At 67.6% G+C, this 15,671-nt stretch carries 13 protein-coding genes and 2 tRNA genes; 7 read left to right on the top strand and 8 right to left on the bottom strand.

What is annotated here, in order from left to right:
* Window positions 1–55 precede the first annotated feature (55 nt).
* The 4 genes from EAF64_RS05570 (at window position 56) to EAF64_RS05555 (ending at window position 7,994) form a co-directional block, all read left to right on the top strand.
* Window positions 56–1,540: a proton-conducting transporter transmembrane domain-containing protein gene (locus EAF64_RS05570; RefSeq protein ID WP_129068000.1), complete on the top strand. Its 1,485-nt coding sequence runs from the start codon at window positions 56–58 to the stop codon at window positions 1,538–1,540.
* Complete coding sequence (locus tag EAF64_RS05565) at window positions 1,530–3,959, top strand: DUF2309 domain-containing protein (RefSeq protein ID WP_129067999.1); 2,430 nt, start codon at window positions 1,530–1,532, stop codon at window positions 3,957–3,959. The genes EAF64_RS05570 and EAF64_RS05565 overlap by 11 nt, the downstream gene beginning before the upstream one ends.
* Window positions 3,960–4,332: 373 nt before the next feature.
* Window positions 4,333–5,811, top strand: a complete 1,479-nt coding sequence (locus EAF64_RS05560) for an ATPase domain-containing protein (protein WP_129067998.1) — start codon at window positions 4,333–4,335, stop codon at window positions 5,809–5,811.
* A gap of 5 nt (window positions 5,812–5,816) precedes the next feature.
* Complete coding sequence (locus EAF64_RS05555) at window positions 5,817–7,994, top strand: PAS domain S-box protein (RefSeq protein ID WP_193767587.1); 2,178 nt, start codon at window positions 5,817–5,819, stop codon at window positions 7,992–7,994.
* A gap of 167 nt (window positions 7,995–8,161) precedes the next feature.
* Here EAF64_RS05555 and EAF64_RS05550 read toward each other — a convergent pair whose 3' ends face one another.
* Together EAF64_RS05550 and EAF64_RS20830 are read right to left on the bottom strand one after the other, a co-directional pair.
* Complete coding sequence (locus EAF64_RS05550; protein WP_129067996.1) at window positions 8,162–8,635, bottom strand: serine hydrolase; 474 nt, start codon at window positions 8,633–8,635, stop codon at window positions 8,162–8,164.
* Window positions 8,636–8,856: 221 nt separating this feature from the next.
* On the bottom strand, window positions 8,857–9,021 hold the full coding sequence (locus EAF64_RS20830) for a serine hydrolase (protein WP_193767586.1): 165 nt from the start codon (window positions 9,019–9,021) through the stop codon (window positions 8,857–8,859).
* 65 nt (window positions 9,022–9,086) lie between these two features.
* Here EAF64_RS20830 and EAF64_RS20825 point away from each other — a divergent pair, with 65 nt between their 5' ends.
* Both EAF64_RS20825 and EAF64_RS05540 read left to right on the top strand, forming a co-directional pair.
* Window positions 9,087–9,347, top strand: coding sequence for a hypothetical protein (locus tag EAF64_RS20825; RefSeq protein ID WP_193767585.1), 261 nt, complete (start codon window positions 9,087–9,089; stop codon window positions 9,345–9,347).
* The gene (locus tag EAF64_RS05540; protein ID WP_129067994.1) at window positions 9,340–9,621 is read left to right on the top strand and encodes a hypothetical protein; all 282 of its coding nucleotides are present in this window, start codon (window positions 9,340–9,342) and stop codon (window positions 9,619–9,621) included. The genes EAF64_RS20825 and EAF64_RS05540 overlap by 8 nt, the downstream gene beginning before the upstream one ends.
* Before the next feature lie 150 nt (window positions 9,622–9,771).
* On the opposite strand, the gene EAF64_RS05535 is transcribed toward EAF64_RS05540, so the two are convergent.
* The 3 genes from EAF64_RS05535 to EAF64_RS05525 form a co-directional block, all read right to left on the bottom strand.
* Window positions 9,772–9,879 (bottom strand) — tRNA-Ile (locus EAF64_RS05535).
* A gap of 42 nt (window positions 9,880–9,921) precedes the next feature.
* A complete protein-coding gene (locus EAF64_RS05530; RefSeq protein WP_129067993.1) occupies window positions 9,922–10,668 on the bottom strand; it encodes an HFX_2341 family transcriptional regulator domain-containing protein in 747 nt (248 codons plus the stop codon).
* Between the two features lie 383 nt (window positions 10,669–11,051).
* Window positions 11,052–11,156 (bottom strand) — tRNA-Asn (locus EAF64_RS05525).
* 100 nt (window positions 11,157–11,256) lie between these two features.
* Here EAF64_RS05525 and cca point away from each other — a divergent pair.
* Window positions 11,257–12,690, top strand: coding sequence for a CCA tRNA nucleotidyltransferase (gene cca, locus EAF64_RS05520; RefSeq protein WP_129067992.1), 1,434 nt, complete (start codon window positions 11,257–11,259; stop codon window positions 12,688–12,690).
* On the opposite strand, the gene EAF64_RS05515 is transcribed toward cca, so the two are convergent.
* The 3 genes from EAF64_RS05515 to EAF64_RS05505 form a co-directional block, all read right to left on the bottom strand.
* Window positions 12,669–13,679 (bottom strand): histone deacetylase family protein, encoded by a 1,011-nt coding sequence (locus EAF64_RS05515; protein ID WP_129067991.1) that lies wholly within the window; start codon window positions 13,677–13,679, stop codon window positions 12,669–12,671. The two genes, cca and EAF64_RS05515, sit on opposite strands and share 22 nt — an antisense overlap.
* Window positions 13,676–14,116 (bottom strand): histone, encoded by a 441-nt coding sequence (locus EAF64_RS21670; RefSeq protein WP_129067990.1) that lies wholly within the window; start codon window positions 14,114–14,116, stop codon window positions 13,676–13,678. Before EAF64_RS21670 ends, EAF64_RS05515 begins: the two co-directional genes overlap by 4 nt.
* A gap of 64 nt (window positions 14,117–14,180) precedes the next feature.
* Window positions 14,181–15,620, bottom strand: a complete 1,440-nt coding sequence (locus tag EAF64_RS05505; protein ID WP_129067989.1) for a single-stranded DNA binding protein — start codon at window positions 15,618–15,620, stop codon at window positions 14,181–14,183.
* Window positions 15,621–15,671: the final 51 nt, after the last annotated feature.

The raw sequence follows: 15,671 nt of genomic DNA, 5'->3' as shown, positions 1-15,671 counted from the left end.
CCGGTGGTCACGGTGGCCCCGGTGGACCGGTGTGACGCCGCTCACAGAGCAAACGATGACAGAACAGACCGGGCCGAAAACGGTGGGACCGCTCCCGAACACGTCGACGTCGACGCCGCTCGCACCGGCGGTGTTCACGCGACTCGTGTGGGCACTGTTCGTCGCGAGCCTGGGTGCGCTCGTCGCGCGACAGCTGACGGGTGGGAGCTGGGAGATTCCCGGACTGGTGGCCGTCGACGGGTTGACCGTCCTGCTGTGGGTCGTGGTCACCTTCTTCAGCGGTATCGTCCACAGTTACTCGCGGCGCTACATGGCCGGTAGCGAACACCTCACGCGCTTTTTCACGCGCCTGTTCGGGTTCACGCTTTCCGTGATGGTGCTGGTCGCTGCCGACCACGTCGCCCTGTTCGGGGCCGCGTGGCTGGCGATGGGGCTGGTGATGGCCGACCTGATCGGGACCGTCCGTGGCTGGCCACAGGCCCAGGCCGCCGCGGCGCTCGCCCGCCGGTACTTCGTCGCCAGTAGCCTGCTCCTCGGTGCCGCGCTCGCGACGCTGTCCTGGGGGACGGGCGCGACGACCGTCTCGGGCATCTCGACTGCCGTCGACACTGTCTCGACGCCGATCCTGCTCGTGGCCGCGGGGCTGCTCCTCCTGGCCGCGATGGTCCAGTCGGCGCTGATCCCGTTCCACACCTGGTTGCTCTCCTCGATGACCGCGCCGACGCCGGCCTCGGCGCTGATGCACGCCGGGTTCGTCAACGCGGGCGGCATCCTCCTGCTCCGTTTCGCCCCCGTCGTCACGGTCGACGCGACGTTCATGCTCCTGGTCGTGGTCGTCGGCGCGACCAGCGCACTGCTGGGGAAACTCCTCAAGGCCGTCCAGACCGACGTGAAACGCAAACTCGGCTGTTCGACGACCGGGCAGATGGGCTTCATGATCGCCCAGGCCGGCCTCGGCTTCTTCGGAGCCGCCATCGCCCACCTGATCCTTCACGGGTTCTACAAGGCCTACCTGTTCCTCTCGGCCGGTGAACAGGTCGAACACACCAGCCCGGAGAAATCCGAGCCCGGGACGGCGACCTTCGTCGGCGGTGCCGTGACGCCCCTCACGGCCGTCGCCGGCGGTGCCCTGTTCGCCCTCCTCACCGGGAAGGGGACCCACCTCGATAGCGGGCTCTTGCTGACGGGCCTGATCTCGCTGACGACGCTGCACGCCACCTGGACCGTGGTCCGGAACACCGACCTCCCAGTCGGAATCCGGTACGGCGTCGTTCCGCTGGTCTTCCTGCCCGCCATCGCCGTCTACGCGGGCGTCTACACCGCGGTCACCGCGGTCCTGTCAGGCGTCCCGCTCGTGACGGCACCGGCCGACCTGACGCTGGTCCACGGTCTCGTCGCGGTCGCCTTCCTGGCGGCCTACGTGGCCATCGAGACGGGTGCCTATCGGCGGAGCCGTCGCCTCTACGTGGCGCTGATCAACGCCTCACAGCCCGCGACCGAAACCGTACTGACCGCCACGGAGGACTACAATGAATACTGACTCAGCGATATCCGAGAGCATCGAACAGGCAGCAGACAGCGTCGGCTCGGTTTGGCCGCTCCACTCGTTCGTGACGGCCAACCCCCTCGCCGGGTTCGAGGACCGCCCGTTCCACGAGGCCGTCGCGCAGGCCGAAGACCTGCTCGGCGGCGACGGCTACCCGAGCCCCGCCGTGTTCCGCCGGGCGTGGGAGACGGGACGGATCGACCCCGACGTGCTGGCCGGAAAACTCGACGAACACGGCTCCGACGCCGACCCCGAGGCGCTCCTCGACCGGCTGGAAGCCACCGCCGACTCCACGCCGGGCGTCGAGACGGCCGAGACGCCCGCGGATCGCGTCGACGCCGTCCTGACGAAGTGGCTCGCGGCCTTCCTGGACCAGGGGACTGCCACCTGGTCGATGCCCGACCGCGAGCAGGGCTTCTACGCCGCCGTCCGGTCGGTCGCCCCCCACGACGGCGACATCCCCGACGGGTCCGCCGACGCGTGGCCCGCGGCCCCCGCCGCCGCCATCGAGCGCGCACTCGACGACCACCCGAGAGACGAGTGGCCGTCGATCTTCGAGCACCATCTCACCGCGCTCCCGGGCTGGACCGGGTTCATCAAGCAACGCGCCGCGGACGACGGTGCCTGGCAGTCGACGTACCCGATCACGCTGGCGGGGTACCTCGCGGTCCGCCTCACGCTGGCCGACCTGTTCGACGCGTCGATCCAGCCCGCGGAGCCGTCGACCGATGCCGAGGTGACCGACGACGACGCGGTCCCGCTCGAAGAGGTCTGTCTCGCCGCCTGGGAGGCCAGCTACCGCTCGGAACTGGTCGACGCCGTGGCCGACGGCAGTGCCGCGGCCGCCGAGGCCGACGACGACGGCCGCCCCGACGCCCAGTTCGTGTTCTGTATCGACACGCGCTCGGAGATCGTCCGCCGCCACGTCGAGGCCGCGGGCGACTACGAGACTCACGGCTACGCCGGCTTCTTCGGCATCCCGATGCGCTACGAGGGCTACGACGCCGACGTGAGCGTCGACGCCTGCCCGCCCATCCTCGACGCCCAGCACCGCATCACCGACCGTCCGACCGCCGACGCCGGCGAGCAAGCGGCGTACGACCGCTGGTCGAGCGTGAGCGAGGCGGGCGGCGAACTGGTGAAATCGCTCAAATCCAACGCCGCGACCGCGTTCAGCTACGTTGAGAGCGCGGGCAGTGGCTACGGGCTGGCACTGGCCGCCCGGACGCTCCTGCCCGGCCGCGTCTACGACGCCCACGACGCGGCCGACGAGCGCGTCCCCGACGACCACGAGTTCTGTGAACCCTCCGTCGACTACAACCCCGACGCCGTGACCGAGATTCGGGAGGGGCTCACGCTCGACGAGAAGGTCGAGTACGCCGCGACGGCCTTCGAGTTGATGGGCTGGGAGCAGTTCGCCCGCCTCGTCGTCTTCGCCGGTCACGCCAGTGAGACCGCGAACAACCCGTACGACTCGAGTCTGGACTGCGGGGCCTGTGCCGGCAACCCCGGCGGCCCGAACGCCCGCGTCCTCGCGGCTATCTGTAACGACGCGGACGTCAGAGCCGAACTCCGCGAGCGCGGCCACGACGTCCCCGAGGACACCGTCTTCGTCGCCGGCGAACACAACACGACGACCGACGAGATCGACCTGTTCGACGGGCCGGTTCCCGAGAGCCACGCGGACGACCTCGACCAGCTCCGGGCCGACCTCGAGACGGCCCGCGCCGGCGCGGCCGCCGAGCGCGCCGCAGACATGGGCGCGGACGAGGACGCCGGCGTCCGCGAGACCGAGCGCCGCGCCGCCGACTGGGCCGAGACCCGCCCCGAGTGGGGACTGGCCGGCAACGCCGGCTTCGTCGTTGGCCCGCGCGACCTCACCGCGAACCTCGATCTGGACGGCCGGTCGTTCCTCCACTCTTACGACTGGTCGACCGACGCCGACGGCGACGCGCTCGAAGCCATCGTGACCGGGCCCATGGTCGTCACGCAGTGGATCAACACCCAGTACTACTTCGCGACCGTCGACACCGGCGTCTACGGCAGCGGGTCGAAGGTCACCCACAACCCCGTCGGCAACGTCGGCGTCTACCAGGGCAACGGGGGCGACCTCATGACCGGCCTTCCGCTCCAGTCGCTCATGGCCGCCGACGACGAGCCCTACCACCAACCCCTGCGCCTCTCGACCGTGATCCACGCGCCGGTCGCGCGCGTCACCGAGATCCTCGCCGACCACGAGACCGTGGCCGAACTGCTCGACAACGGCTGGCTCTCGCTGACCGTCGTCGATCCCGAACAGGACCACCGCGCGTTCCACTACGACGGCGACCTGACGTGGGTGCCGATGGACGCGACCGAACCGACGCTGACCGAGGCCGAATCGGCACCCGAGAGCGTGGCAGCCGACGACTGATCTGCCCTCGGCCAGGCGTCGCCCTGCCCGGCACCGCCCGCGCCACCGACACCGACACGGGGCCGGCCCGCCTCCGGTCCTCCGGGACGGGGTCGATCGGCGGACCGAACCCGAACTCCTGCGAGTCTCGACACACCCCACGCGAACTCGGTTACCGATACTGACATTCCGTTCAATTTATTGTATTATTTACATTTTCGGTGGGCGCGCCAGCGCTCTCACACTGCGGGTTTCGACGGACGGGATCCCGATGTAGCCGGAACGCTCGATACCGCCGGATCGCCGTTCCCGAAACGTTTCACAATTCCCTGTCTTTCAGCCGTAATGACACTCGACTGTCCCTTTATCATAGCCGGACTCCTCGGTGGTGGCCATGGGCACAGATAGTCTCTCGAAAATCACGTCCGGAACGTCCGGTCTGGATCGTATCCTCCACGGCGGCGTTCCGAAGGGGCACACGACTATCGTGTACGGCGGGCCGGGAGCGGGGAAGACGATCCTCGCCCTCCAGTTCCTCGCGGCCGGCGGGAACGGTCTGTACGTCGGGTTCGAGGAGCGCGAACAGGCGCTACGACGCAACGCCGAGGCGCTGGGTATCGACCTCTCGAACGTCGGCATGCTGGATCTCAGCCCGAAGGGCGAGGCGTTCTTCAGTGACGACTCCTACACGGTGTTTCCGACTGCGGAGGTCGACGGTGACGACCTCCTGGAACAGATCGCGTCGGAACTCGAAACGAGTGACGTCGATCGGCTCGTCGTCGACCCGCTCTCGGAACTCCGATCGCTCCTGCCCGACGACTTCCAGTTCCGGCAGAAGGTCTCCTCGCTGTTCAACGCCCTCACCGACCGCGGCGTCACGACAGTCTGTACCGCCCAGTCGCCCGACGACGCCGGCGACGACGACCTCCAGTTTCTCGGAAACACCGTCCTCGAACTCCAGCGAACGACCGACCGACGAACACTCGAAGTGAGCAAATACCGAGGGTCAGCGTTCGCGTCCGGAATCCACACCTTCCGTATCGACGCCGACACCGGAGCGCAGGTGTATCCGAAACTCGTCCCGGACGATCACCACCGGGAGCACGACCGGGCGCAGGTCCCCTCGGACGTCCCCGAACTCGACGAGTTACTCCACGGCGGCATCGAGCGCGGGTCCGTGACGGTCATCTCCGGCCCGTCCGGTGTCGGGAAGACGACGACCGGGTCACAGTTCCTGCAGGCGGCCGCCGAGCGTGGACAGCGTGGACTCGTCTACCTCTTCGAGGAACTCCGCTCGGATTACCTGTACCGTGCGACCAAACTGGGGATGGACCTCGAGTCACTCGTCGAGGCCGGCACCCTCGAGATCGAAGCGGTCGAGGCCCTCACCAGGAGTCCGGACGAGTTCGCCGCACACGTCAGGGACGCGGTCGAAACCCGCGACGTCGAGTTCGTCATGCTCGACGGTATCGTGGGCTATCGACAGGGGTTGCGTGGCGACGATTCGGCGGCGGCCCTGACGCGGGAACTGCACGCGTTCTGCCGATATCTCAAACGAATGGGTGTGACCGTCGTCCTGACCGAAGAAGTCCAGTACGTGACGGGTGAATTCTCGCCGACGGCACACCAGATCAGCTATCTGGCGGACAACATCATCTTCCTGCGGTACCTCGAAACCGACGGCCACCTGGAGAAAGCCATCGGCGTCCTGAAAAAGCGGTACGGCGACTTCGAGAACGCCCTTCGCACACTGTCGATCGATTCGGATGCCGGGGTACGAGTCGGTGACCCACTCTCCGGCTACCAGGGACTCCTGACCGGAATCGCCGAGCCCGCCGACCAGTCGGACGGCGACGCCACCTGGAACGGATGACGTCGATGGAGCGGAACCGTCAGCGCTCGGCCACTCGAATCGGGCTCGACATCGAGCGGGATCGCAACCGGGAGTTGCTCGAGAACCTCTTCTCCGAGTACGCGGCCTTCGAACTCTCGGGTACCGTCCCAGCCCGGACGGACCTCTGCGTAATCGACGCGCCGGCACTGGAGCGCTCCGCCGAACGGTTCGACGAGTGGCACGCACGGCAATCCCCAGTGTTCGCGCCGGTGGCACTGCTGTCGGAAACGGCGGCCTCGAACCCCCGTGGACAGGTCGCGGCACTCTCGTCGAGCGCCGTCGACGCCATCCTTCGAATCCCGATGCCGAAAGCCGAACTCAGTGCGCGCATCGACAACCTCCTGCAGATGCGGGAGTTCTCACAGGAACTGGACGAGGAACGACAGCTGACGGAGCTGGTGTTCGAATCCAGCCCGCTCGCGAAACTGGTGCTCGACCCGGACGGCACGGTCGTCCGCGCGAACCGGCGCGCCGGGGAACTGCTCGACGTCGACCCGGCCGCGCTCGTCGGCCGAGCATACGACGACGGCGACTGGACGGCCGTGCGGGAGGACGGAACGGAGATTCCGACAGCGGACCGTCCGTTCGGCCGGCTCCTCGACACGGGCCACCCGGTGTACGGGTACGAGCACGTCCTCGAACGCCCCGGGCGCGACGACATGTGGGTGTCGGTGAACATGGCCCCGATTCGCGACGAGTCGGACCGGATCGACTACGTCGTCGCGGTGATCGAAGACGTCACGGTCCGACACTCCCAAGCACGGGAACTCGAGCGGCAACTGGACCTGTTCCAGAAGGCCCAGGACATCGCGAAGGTGGGTGCCTGGGAGTACGACGTCCGGACCGAGAGCCTCTACTGGACCGACCAGGTGTACGACCTCTTCGGACTGTCGAGCGACACGACGCTGACACCCGAGTCGGCGACGGAACTGTACCACCCGGACGACCAGGAGTCGATACGGGACGCGTTTCGGCGAGCTATCGACGACGGTGAACCGTACGACCTGGAACTCCGGGCCATCCGCGCCGACGGGGAACGACGGTGGATCCGCACCCGTGGCGAGCCACAGCGTGCGGACGGGGACGTGATCCGTCTCCGCGGCACGATACAGGACGTGACCGACCGGAAAGAGCGAGAGAACAGCCTCCAGCGAATGACGAACGCGGTCGACAGGGCTCCCATCGGAATCACACTGAGTGACCCCGATCAGGAGGACAACCCACTCATCTACGTCAACGAGGGGTTCGTCGAACAGACGGGATACACCGCCCGGGAGGCGATCGGCCGCAACTGTCGGTTCCTCCAGGGACCGGACACCGACGAAACGACCGTCGCGACCCTCCGGCGGGCGATCGACGCTGGCGAACCGGTTTCGGTCACGATCAAGAACTACCGCGCCGACGGAACCCCCTTCTGGAACCACCTGGAAGTCGCACCGGTTCGCGACGACGACGGGACCGTGGTCAACTTCATCGGCTTCCAGCAGAACGTGACCGACACCGTCGACCGCCAGCGGCAACTCGCGGTTCTGGATCGGTACCTCAGACACAACGTCCGGAACCGGACGAACGTGATCAACGGCCTCGCCGAACTGATACAGAACGAGAGTGAACCGCCCGTGACCGACTACGCCGACTCGATCGAGCGAGCGGGAGCCACACTCATCGACAACATCGAGAAAGAGCGAGAGATCACCAAGCTACTGCGCGATGACCCAGAGCCGACGACGATCGAGCTCACGTCCCTCCTCGAATCGATCGACACCGAGTTGACACGGCGGTACCCCGAGGCAGATATCACCGTGACCGGCCCGGAGTCGGTTACCGTCGAGGCAGTCCCCGAACTGTCCAGCGCCTTCGAGGAACTCGTCCGAAACGCCATCGAACACAACGAGAGTCCCTCCCCGACGGTCGACATCACGATCGAACGGGCCGCGGACACCGTCCGTGTCACCGTTCGGGACGATGGCCCAGGCATTCCGGAGATGGAAGTCGACGTACTCGTCGACGCGGACACGGAGACACCCCTCAACCACGGGCAGGGCCTGGGACTCAGGCTGATCTATCTGCTCGTGAGCCACTCCGACGGCCACATCGAACTCGCGGAACGCGGCTCCGCGGGGAGTGCCGTCACGGTCGACATCCCGCGAACCGATCCGTGACAGGCCGACTGGCGCTCGCCACAGCCGGGACCGATCTGCTGTCGTGGACGTAGTTCGACCAGGAAACTGAAACCGACGAAGCCGACGAGCGTCCCCGCCGGGGCGTCGATTCGGGGTGGGTCTCGTCGAGTCCGACGAAACTGAGCGAGAGAGTCACAGAACTGTGGTCACTCGTTGTCGGCCCTCACCTCGGTGCACTCGATGACTGCGTCACGGAGTGCCACCTCCCGAGGGTCGTCCCAGAGATGTGTTCCCATCCGGTTGGGCGCGCAGGCGAATCCGAGTTCCAGTTCCGGGTCGGCGAAGGCAAAGGACCCGCCAGCACCGGGTGCACCGAACGCTGCTGGGCTCCCGAAGCGGCACCCGTCGAACGGTTTCCAGTAGCCGAGGGCGTATACTGTCTCTGTTTTCAGTATCCCGTCTCGCGGTCCACCCGGTGGAGCGGTGAGTGCACCGACCGTCTCTCCGTCGAGGCCGATTCGCCTACCACCGGTCGAGAGGTCACCGTAGAGCTTCACGAGATCGCGAACCTGTCCGATGCCGTTGCCGGCAGGAATCTCCAGCCGTCGCCACTCGGGATCGTTCAGTGCCGCTGGCGTCGAGATGTCGAACGGGTTCATCGCCCGTGCTGCCTCGACCATGGAACCGCCAGCGAGAGGGCGAGCCCCATCGGGAGCGAACCGAGTCCCGACACCGCGTCCCGTAGCCCGAACGACTGGATCTCCGCCACCCGGTCGGCCAAAACCTGGTCCGGCAGGCCGATGTAGAACTCCAGGTCGAGCGGGTCGTACAGTTTCTCGATCGCGTACCTGTCGAGCGCCCGTCCAGCAGGGTCCGTCCGGCGGAGGAGTTCACTCTCGTATCAGCCCAGCGTCCAGGCGTGGTATCCCTGCCGCTCGCCGGGTTTCCAGTCGGGTTCCCTGGCCGCGAGTCTATCGACCAGGCGCTCTCGGCCGGCGATGTCCGGTGGAGACAACGTGTCCTCGACAGCGGCGACCCCAGCACGGCGGCCCAGTAGGTCGCGCACCCCCAACCAGGACGAGGACGACGCTCGAACAGCAGGCAGAAGACGGACTCTCCATCCGCACGCGGATGGGCAGTATCGTCCGCACGGCCGTCCGTGGCATCGTGAACGACCTTGTGGGCCAGTACGAGGGCACGGCGATCCACAAGGGCGAACACATCGAGCGAGCAGTACGGGACGCTCTGGACGACCACGACATTCAGGACATGGAAGAACAAGAACGCGAAGAGCAGGAACGACAGGAACACCAACAGACCGACCTCGGTTCAGAGGTAGATGGCGATCTCCCTGAGCGGGCCGTTGCCGATGGAGGTGAGGTAGATGAGTAAGGAAGCCTCCGAACAGGTCACCTACTCGGCCGCGCAGTTACGCAAGCGCGTGACCGAGGGCGCGGTAAACGAAGCGCACCCGCACACCGGGCTCGCGCCCGATGCAGACCCGCGCGAGTTGCTGAACACGCTGGCAACTGCCTTCGATCCCGCTGCCCACCCCGGGCTCGACTCCGTGGCGGATTCGGAGTTGTATCAGACGATTCTCCGGAACGAAGCCACCGACGCCCTCACCGACGCCGTGGAAGCCGGGAACGCGCGTCAGACGCACTAAATTCGACAGAGGGCGGCGACTCCCATCGGTTCGGCTTGCGAAACGTCCTGAAAACCGGTGACTTTCCGGATCGGAATTCGTCCGAATTCGTGCGGTGGAAATGCCGACAGCGGTGAATGTGCTCCAACCAGGAATCCGTAGGTGAGCTGATGGGCCCTGGCGGATTTGAACCACCGACCGCCCGGTTACCCACAATCCCTGACCGCTGTCAGTGATTGGTATGAGCCGGGTGCTCTAACCGGACTAAGCTAAGGGCCCGTGTCCGGCCGTTCTGCGTGACTCGTCTTTAGCCTGTCGGGATTACCGCCGGCTGAGCTTGTGTCGGAAGGCCTTCAGCGCGTTCTCGCCGGTCTCGGTGAGGGCGATCTGCTTCTGTCGACCGACCGACTCCACGCGGATGTACGACCGTTCGACCAGTGGTTCGACGATGTGGGTGTTCAGCAGGGCGAATTTCGCCTTGTCGTTGGCGGGGTTGGCCTCGGCCATGTAGGACAGCCCCTCGTCGTCGGAGAATTCGATGAGATCGGACTTCTTCGGGGTGTACGTCTCGGTCGTGGCTCGCTGGACGTAATCGAGGATGGCCACCTGATCGGTCGTCGGTGTCTCGACGGGGTAGGAGGGCAACACTTCCACGTCGGCGACGCCTTCGGTCAGCGGTTCCCGCTCCAGCGGTGGCACGTGCGATTCGGGGTGGACGTAGTAGGCGGTGGCGTCGGTCGCCATGCAGGCGACAGCACAGCCGATGTCGGCGAGCTTCGCGCCGCTGGCGACGTTGACGCGGACGATGTCGTCGTCGTGTTCGGCGGTGATCGTCGTGACGATTCCCAGAACCGCGTACACGTCGTTGAGGTCGACCGATCGTCGGGTCACACCGACGCCCTCGTCCTCCAACCGCTCCACGAGAGCATCGTGATAGCGGGCGTGGTCCCTGGCGTTCTCGGCGGCCAGCAGGTACACCTCGTCGGCGTCGTAGGTCCGGATCGGCTCCAGAATCCGGTCGTGTTCGTATCCCAGCGGGGCGATGTGGATCTCCCGTATCTCACGCATGACAGTCACCGACCGCCGGCGGTGGGCCGCCGGTCGTTCGTGTCGTCAGTACAGAACGTAATGATAGTATTGATACTATCGTTCGTACGGATAGTAGCCGGCCAGTAGCTAATACATGGCCCCGGGTAGCTGTGTATGCATGCCGGGTGACTCTGACACAGTGACGGCATGCGCAGCCGCCCACCGCTGACGTGGGTGGGTCGGGGGTGTCGGGAGACCCCGCATCGCCGACTCGCAGCCCTCCCTCCACGGTCCGGCGTGATGGACCTGCGTCGGCCTCTGCGGCGGGCCGACCGCCACGCGCTCGACGGCACCACCCGCTCACTCTCGTTCCTGCAGGACAGGAGACAGCGGCCGCTCGGGGACTGACATCGAAGGAGAAGCGCCACCGCCAGGGTTCGAACCTGGGACAACCTCGTCTCTGCGGTGAACAGGCGTGACCTCCTCACCGTAACAGCGAGGTGCTCTACCAGCTGAGCTACGGCGGCACGTTCGCAGGCATTCCTGAGTAGCCGGAGTTATTTGATAGGGCTTTCGCTTTCGGGCGGCATCGACACGCTTTCACGGGGTCGTCGGATACGGCTCTCCATGACCGAGGAGTTCGACGCCGTCGTCGCGGCCGTCCGCGACCGCGTCACGCCCGACGACGAGGAACGCGAGCGTCTCCGGGCGGTCACCGAGCGCCTCACCGAACGCACCGAGGCCGCCGCCGCCGACCTGCCCGTCGAGACCGACGTGGTGCTGGTCGGCTCCACCGCCCGGAGCACCTGGCTGGCCGGCGACCGCGATGTGGACCTGTTCGTGCAGTTCCCCGCCGACCTCGACCGCGAGAACCTCGAAGCGTACGGCCTCCAGGTCGGCCGCGAGGTCCTCCCCGACGGCCGCGAGGAGTACGCCGAGCACCCCTACACCGTCGGCGAGTTCGAGGGCTTCTCCGTCGATCTGGTCCCGTGCTACGACGTGGCCGACGCCACCGCCATCCAGTCGGCCGTGGACCGCACGCCCTTCCACACCGCCTACCTCGAGGCGCGATTGGACGACGACGTCGCCGCCGACGTGCGGGTTGCCAAGGCCTTCCTGAAGGGGATCGGCGTCTACGGCGCGGACCTCAAGACACGGGGGTTCTCCGGGTTCCTGACCGAACTGCTCGTCCTCGAATACGGGGGGTTTCGCCCCTTCCTCGACGCGGCCGCCGACTGGCACCCGCCGGTCGAACTCGATCCCGAGGACCACGGTGCCGAGCGCGAGACGGCTCCGCCGTCTCGGAACGACGAGGTCGGCAGTGCCGACCTCGCTTTCGACGACCCGCTGGTCGTCATCGACCCCACCGACCCCGGGCGTAACGTCGCCGCCGCGCTCTCGCCCGCCAACGTCGCCCGCCTCCAGCACTACGCCCGCGAGTTCCTGGCCGACCCCCGCGCGGAACTGTTCGAACCCGACGAGCCCGAGCCGCTGGACGCAGACGCCGTCCGCGACGCCGTCGCCGCCCGCGGGACGACGCCGGTCGCCGTCACGTTCGACGCGCCCGATCTCGTCGACGACCAGCTGTGGCCCCAGCTCCGCAAATCCCGGCGGGGGGTCGCCGCCGAACTCGACCGCCGCGGGTTCGACGTGTTCCGCAGCGCCGCGTTCGCCGACGACCGGGCCGTCCTCTTTCTGGAACTCGCCGTCGCCGACCGCCCAGCCGTCGAGCGCCACGACGGCCCGCCGGTCCACGTTCGGGAGCACGCCCGCGGCTTCTACGAGAAGTACGCCGCGGCCGGAACTGGAGCGGACAGCAGTCACCGGGAACCGCCCTACGGCCCGTTCGTCGCCGACGACCGCTACGTCGTCGAGCGGGCACGTGAGTTCACGAGCGCCCGGGACTTCCTGGAGAGCGAGGCGCTGTTCGAGGTCGCACTCGGCGCCCACGTCGAGAGCGCGCTCGAAGACGACTACGACGTACTGGTGGGTGACGACGTCGCGAGACTCGCCGCGGAGTTCGGCACAGCGCTCGCCCGTTACTTCTCGCCGAAGCCCTGATCGCGCAGGTCGGCGAAGATCGACTTCGCGCGGTCCTTGAGGTCCTCGTCGGGTTCGACCGGCTCGCGCCCGTCGAACACCTCGTGGACCATCGTGACGCTCTCGGCGAGCGTGTCGAGACCGTAGCCACCTTCGAGCACGAACCCGAGGCCGGCGTCGGCCTCGTCGGCGACGTCGCGCATCCGGGTGGTCAGGGCCCCGTACCCTTCCGTCGAGACCCGCATCCGGGAGATGGGATCGTGGCGGTGGGCGTCGAAGCCGGCGCTCACCAGGATCAGGTCGGGGTCGAACGCGACGAACTCCGGGCCGACGAAGTCGTCGATGGCGGCGCAGTAGTCGGCGTCGCCACAGCCCGGCAGGAGCGGGACGTTCAACGTCGTCCCCTCGCCAGCCCCTTCGCCGGTCTCGTCCACGTCGCCGCTGCCGGGGTAGAGGCCGTCCTCGTGGATCGAGGCGTAGTACACGTCGCCGGTGTCGTAGAAGATGTCGTGGATGCCGTTGCCGTGGTGGACGTCCCAGTCGAGGATGGCGACGCGGTCGGCGTCGCCGTCGTCGATGGCCGCCCGTGCGGCGACGGCGGCGTTGTTGACGAAACAGAAGCCCATGGCGTCGGCCTCGACGGCGTGGTGGCCCGGCGGTCGGCCGAGCGCGAACGGTGTGTCACGCCCGTCGTCGCCGGCCAGGGCTCGCTCGGCGGCCCACATGGCCTGCCCGGCCGCGGCCAGCGCGGCGTCCCAGGTCGCCTCGACGGCGACGGTGTCGTCGTCCCAGTCGCCGCCCCCTTTCTCACAGAACTCCTTGATGGCGCTGACGTAGCCGGCGTCGTGGACGGCGGTGACGGCCGACTCGGGCGCGGGGTCGGCGGCGACGTACTCGACGCCGTGCTGGCGCGAGAGCGACCGCCGGATCGCCCGGAGACGGTCGGGACTCTCCGGGTGGCGGTAGCCGGTCTGGTGGTCGAGGCAGTCTTCGTGGTAGCCGAAGTTCATCCGAAGTACTGGGCGAGTTCGAAGTACGCTTCAACGTCCTCGGCCTTGACGGTTCGGCGTTCGGCGTGGCGGGCCAGTTCGGTCGCGGCGGCGGCCACGTCGTCGGCGAACGACTCCAACTGATCGGCCAGCGCGATCCGGGCGTCCATCGACACCCGATAGGAGTCGTCGATGTCGAGCCGTGCGATCCGGTCGACCGGCGCGATGGGCAGTTCGAGCGTGTCCTTGTCCGGCACCGACGAGACGCCGAAATCGGACGCCATCAGCGTCTTTCGCCCGTCTGCGGTCGCCCGCTCGGCGGCGTCGACGGCGAGGCGTGCGCCCCGCCGCTGGATCCGCCGCGCCAGTTCCTCGGCCGCCTCGGCGCTAACCCGAAGCGTGCCCGCGTTCCGTCGGATGACCGTGTCGACCGGCGCGAACGGGAGCTCGACGCTCATACGGCATACCGGGACTGTCGCGGTCTTAAGGCTTTCCGTGAGTCAGTTCGCGCCCGCTCAGCCCCTAGAATACGTCGTCGGCGTCCAGTCGCCCGTCCGACAGACGGCCACGCGCCGTCACTTCCTGGCCGAGCTGGAGCGTCGCACCCGTCTCGACGCTCATGGTCTGCTCGCCGTCGTCCAGCACGACCGGCTCGCCCGTCTGGACGACCGTCCCCGTGAACTCGACGACCTCGCCGTCCTCGCTCGCGTCGTCGCTCCCCGCCGTCTCCGTCTCGACCGCGGCCGTCGCCGTCCCGCCGTCGCTCTCGGCCGCCTCGCCGTCGGCGAAAGCGTCCAGCCCCGTCTCGGCGGCGTCCTGTTCGGCACCGCCGCCCGCGGGCCGAGTCGTCGCTCCGTCTTCGAGGACGACCACCGTCGACCGCCAGTTCGCGGAGGCTTCGAGGTCGTCCTGCCAGCCGTCGTCGATCTCCACGTCCGCGAAAAAGACCTCGTCGCCCGGCTGGATCTCCTTGTCCGCCTTGTCGCCCCACAGCGCCACCCGGACGTCGCCGGTCTCGTCCTGGACGCGGACGTTGCGAACCTGCCCCTCCGAGCCGTCGTCACGGTCGAAGGTCCGCTTGGGATCGGCCGACCGGATCACGCCGCCGATGTCGACCGTCTGTCCGATCTCGATCCCCTCGATGGGTGCGGTCTCCGGTGTGAACTCGACGGTCTCCTCGACTGCCTCGACCGCACCGCGGTCTCCGACGTGGAGCTCGAGGTCGCCGTCGCGCTCGCGGACGTAGCCGTCGACGACTTCGACGGCCGTCCCGGCCGACAGTTCCTCGGCGCGGTCGGCCCGCTCGTCCCACAGCGTCACGCGGACGCGCCCCGTCTCGTCGCCGATCGACAGGTTCGCGACCCGACCCTCGGAGCCGTCGTCGCGGTCGAAGGTGCGGACCGACTCCGTGTCGAGGACGAGACCGCGGACGGTCACGTCCGACTGGCCCAGCGTCAGCGCCTCGATGCTCGTCGTCCCGCCCGGTTGCACGTCGATCCCTTCGTCCGCGTCGGGTTCGGCCTTGTCGACGCTCACTTCGAGGCCGTTGTAGCCGTCCTTGGGTCGGCCCTTGATCCGGAGTACGTCGCCGACGTCGAGCTGGCCCTCGTCGATGGAGACGGCCTGCCCGTCCCAGAACGAGAGGGTGACGGAGCCAGTCTCGTCCGCGACCTCGACGTTGATGACGCGACCGTCCTCGTCCTCGCCGTCGCGCTCGAACGTCCGGAGGTCGCCGACGGCCATCACCTTCGCGATGAACTTCACCTCGTCCATCCCGGGTTCGATGTCCGCGATCCCGTTGACCTCCCCGTCCGCGAGTTCGTGGGCGATGAGCATGGCCGCGGTCTCCTCGTCCGCGAGGCCACCCATCTGCTCGATCTTCTGCTCGACGGCCTCCCGGAACTCCTCCTCGGAGACCTCGTCGGTCTCCAGATCCGCGTAGATGTCCTCTATCGCGCCCATCTGTCTGTACCAGTGCAGGGCTGGGCTCCGTTTAAGCGTTGCCGTCGCCGT

This window comes from Halorientalis pallida (assembly GCF_004118325.1).
Taxonomy (GTDB): domain Archaea; phylum Halobacteriota; class Halobacteria; order Halobacteriales; family Haloarculaceae; genus Halorientalis; species Halorientalis pallida.
This window is presented reverse-complemented; position numbering and strand designations above follow the sequence as displayed.

Coding starts and splice junctions, on each gene's coding strand:
- EAF64_RS05540 (WP_129067994.1), top strand. CDS start 9,340: ATGAGTAAGGAAGCCTCCGAACAGGTCACCTACTCGGCCGCGCAGTTA.
- EAF64_RS05505 (WP_129067989.1), bottom strand. CDS start 15,620: ATGGGCGCGATAGAGGACATCTACGCGGATCTGGAGACCGACGAGGTC.
- EAF64_RS05515 (WP_129067991.1), bottom strand. CDS start 13,679: ATGAACTTCGGCTACCACGAAGACTGCCTCGACCACCAGACCGGCTAC.
- EAF64_RS05560 (WP_129067998.1), top strand. CDS start 4,333: ATGGGCACAGATAGTCTCTCGAAAATCACGTCCGGAACGTCCGGTCTG.
- EAF64_RS05550 (WP_129067996.1), bottom strand. CDS start 8,635: ATGGTCGAGGCAGCACGGGCGATGAACCCGTTCGACATCTCGACGCCA.
- EAF64_RS05565 (WP_129067999.1), top strand. CDS start 1,530: ATGAATACTGACTCAGCGATATCCGAGAGCATCGAACAGGCAGCAGAC.
- EAF64_RS21670 (WP_129067990.1), bottom strand. CDS start 14,116: ATGAGCGTCGAGCTCCCGTTCGCGCCGGTCGACACGGTCATCCGACGG.
- EAF64_RS05530 (WP_129067993.1), bottom strand. CDS start 10,668: ATGCGTGAGATACGGGAGATCCACATCGCCCCGCTGGGATACGAACAC.
- EAF64_RS05570 (WP_129068000.1), top strand. CDS start 56: ATGACAGAACAGACCGGGCCGAAAACGGTGGGACCGCTCCCGAACACG.
- EAF64_RS05555 (WP_193767587.1), top strand. CDS start 5,817: ATGGAGCGGAACCGTCAGCGCTCGGCCACTCGAATCGGGCTCGACATC.
- EAF64_RS20825 (WP_193767585.1), top strand. CDS start 9,087: ATGGGCAGTATCGTCCGCACGGCCGTCCGTGGCATCGTGAACGACCTT.
- cca (WP_129067992.1), top strand. CDS start 11,257: ATGACCGAGGAGTTCGACGCCGTCGTCGCGGCCGTCCGCGACCGCGTC.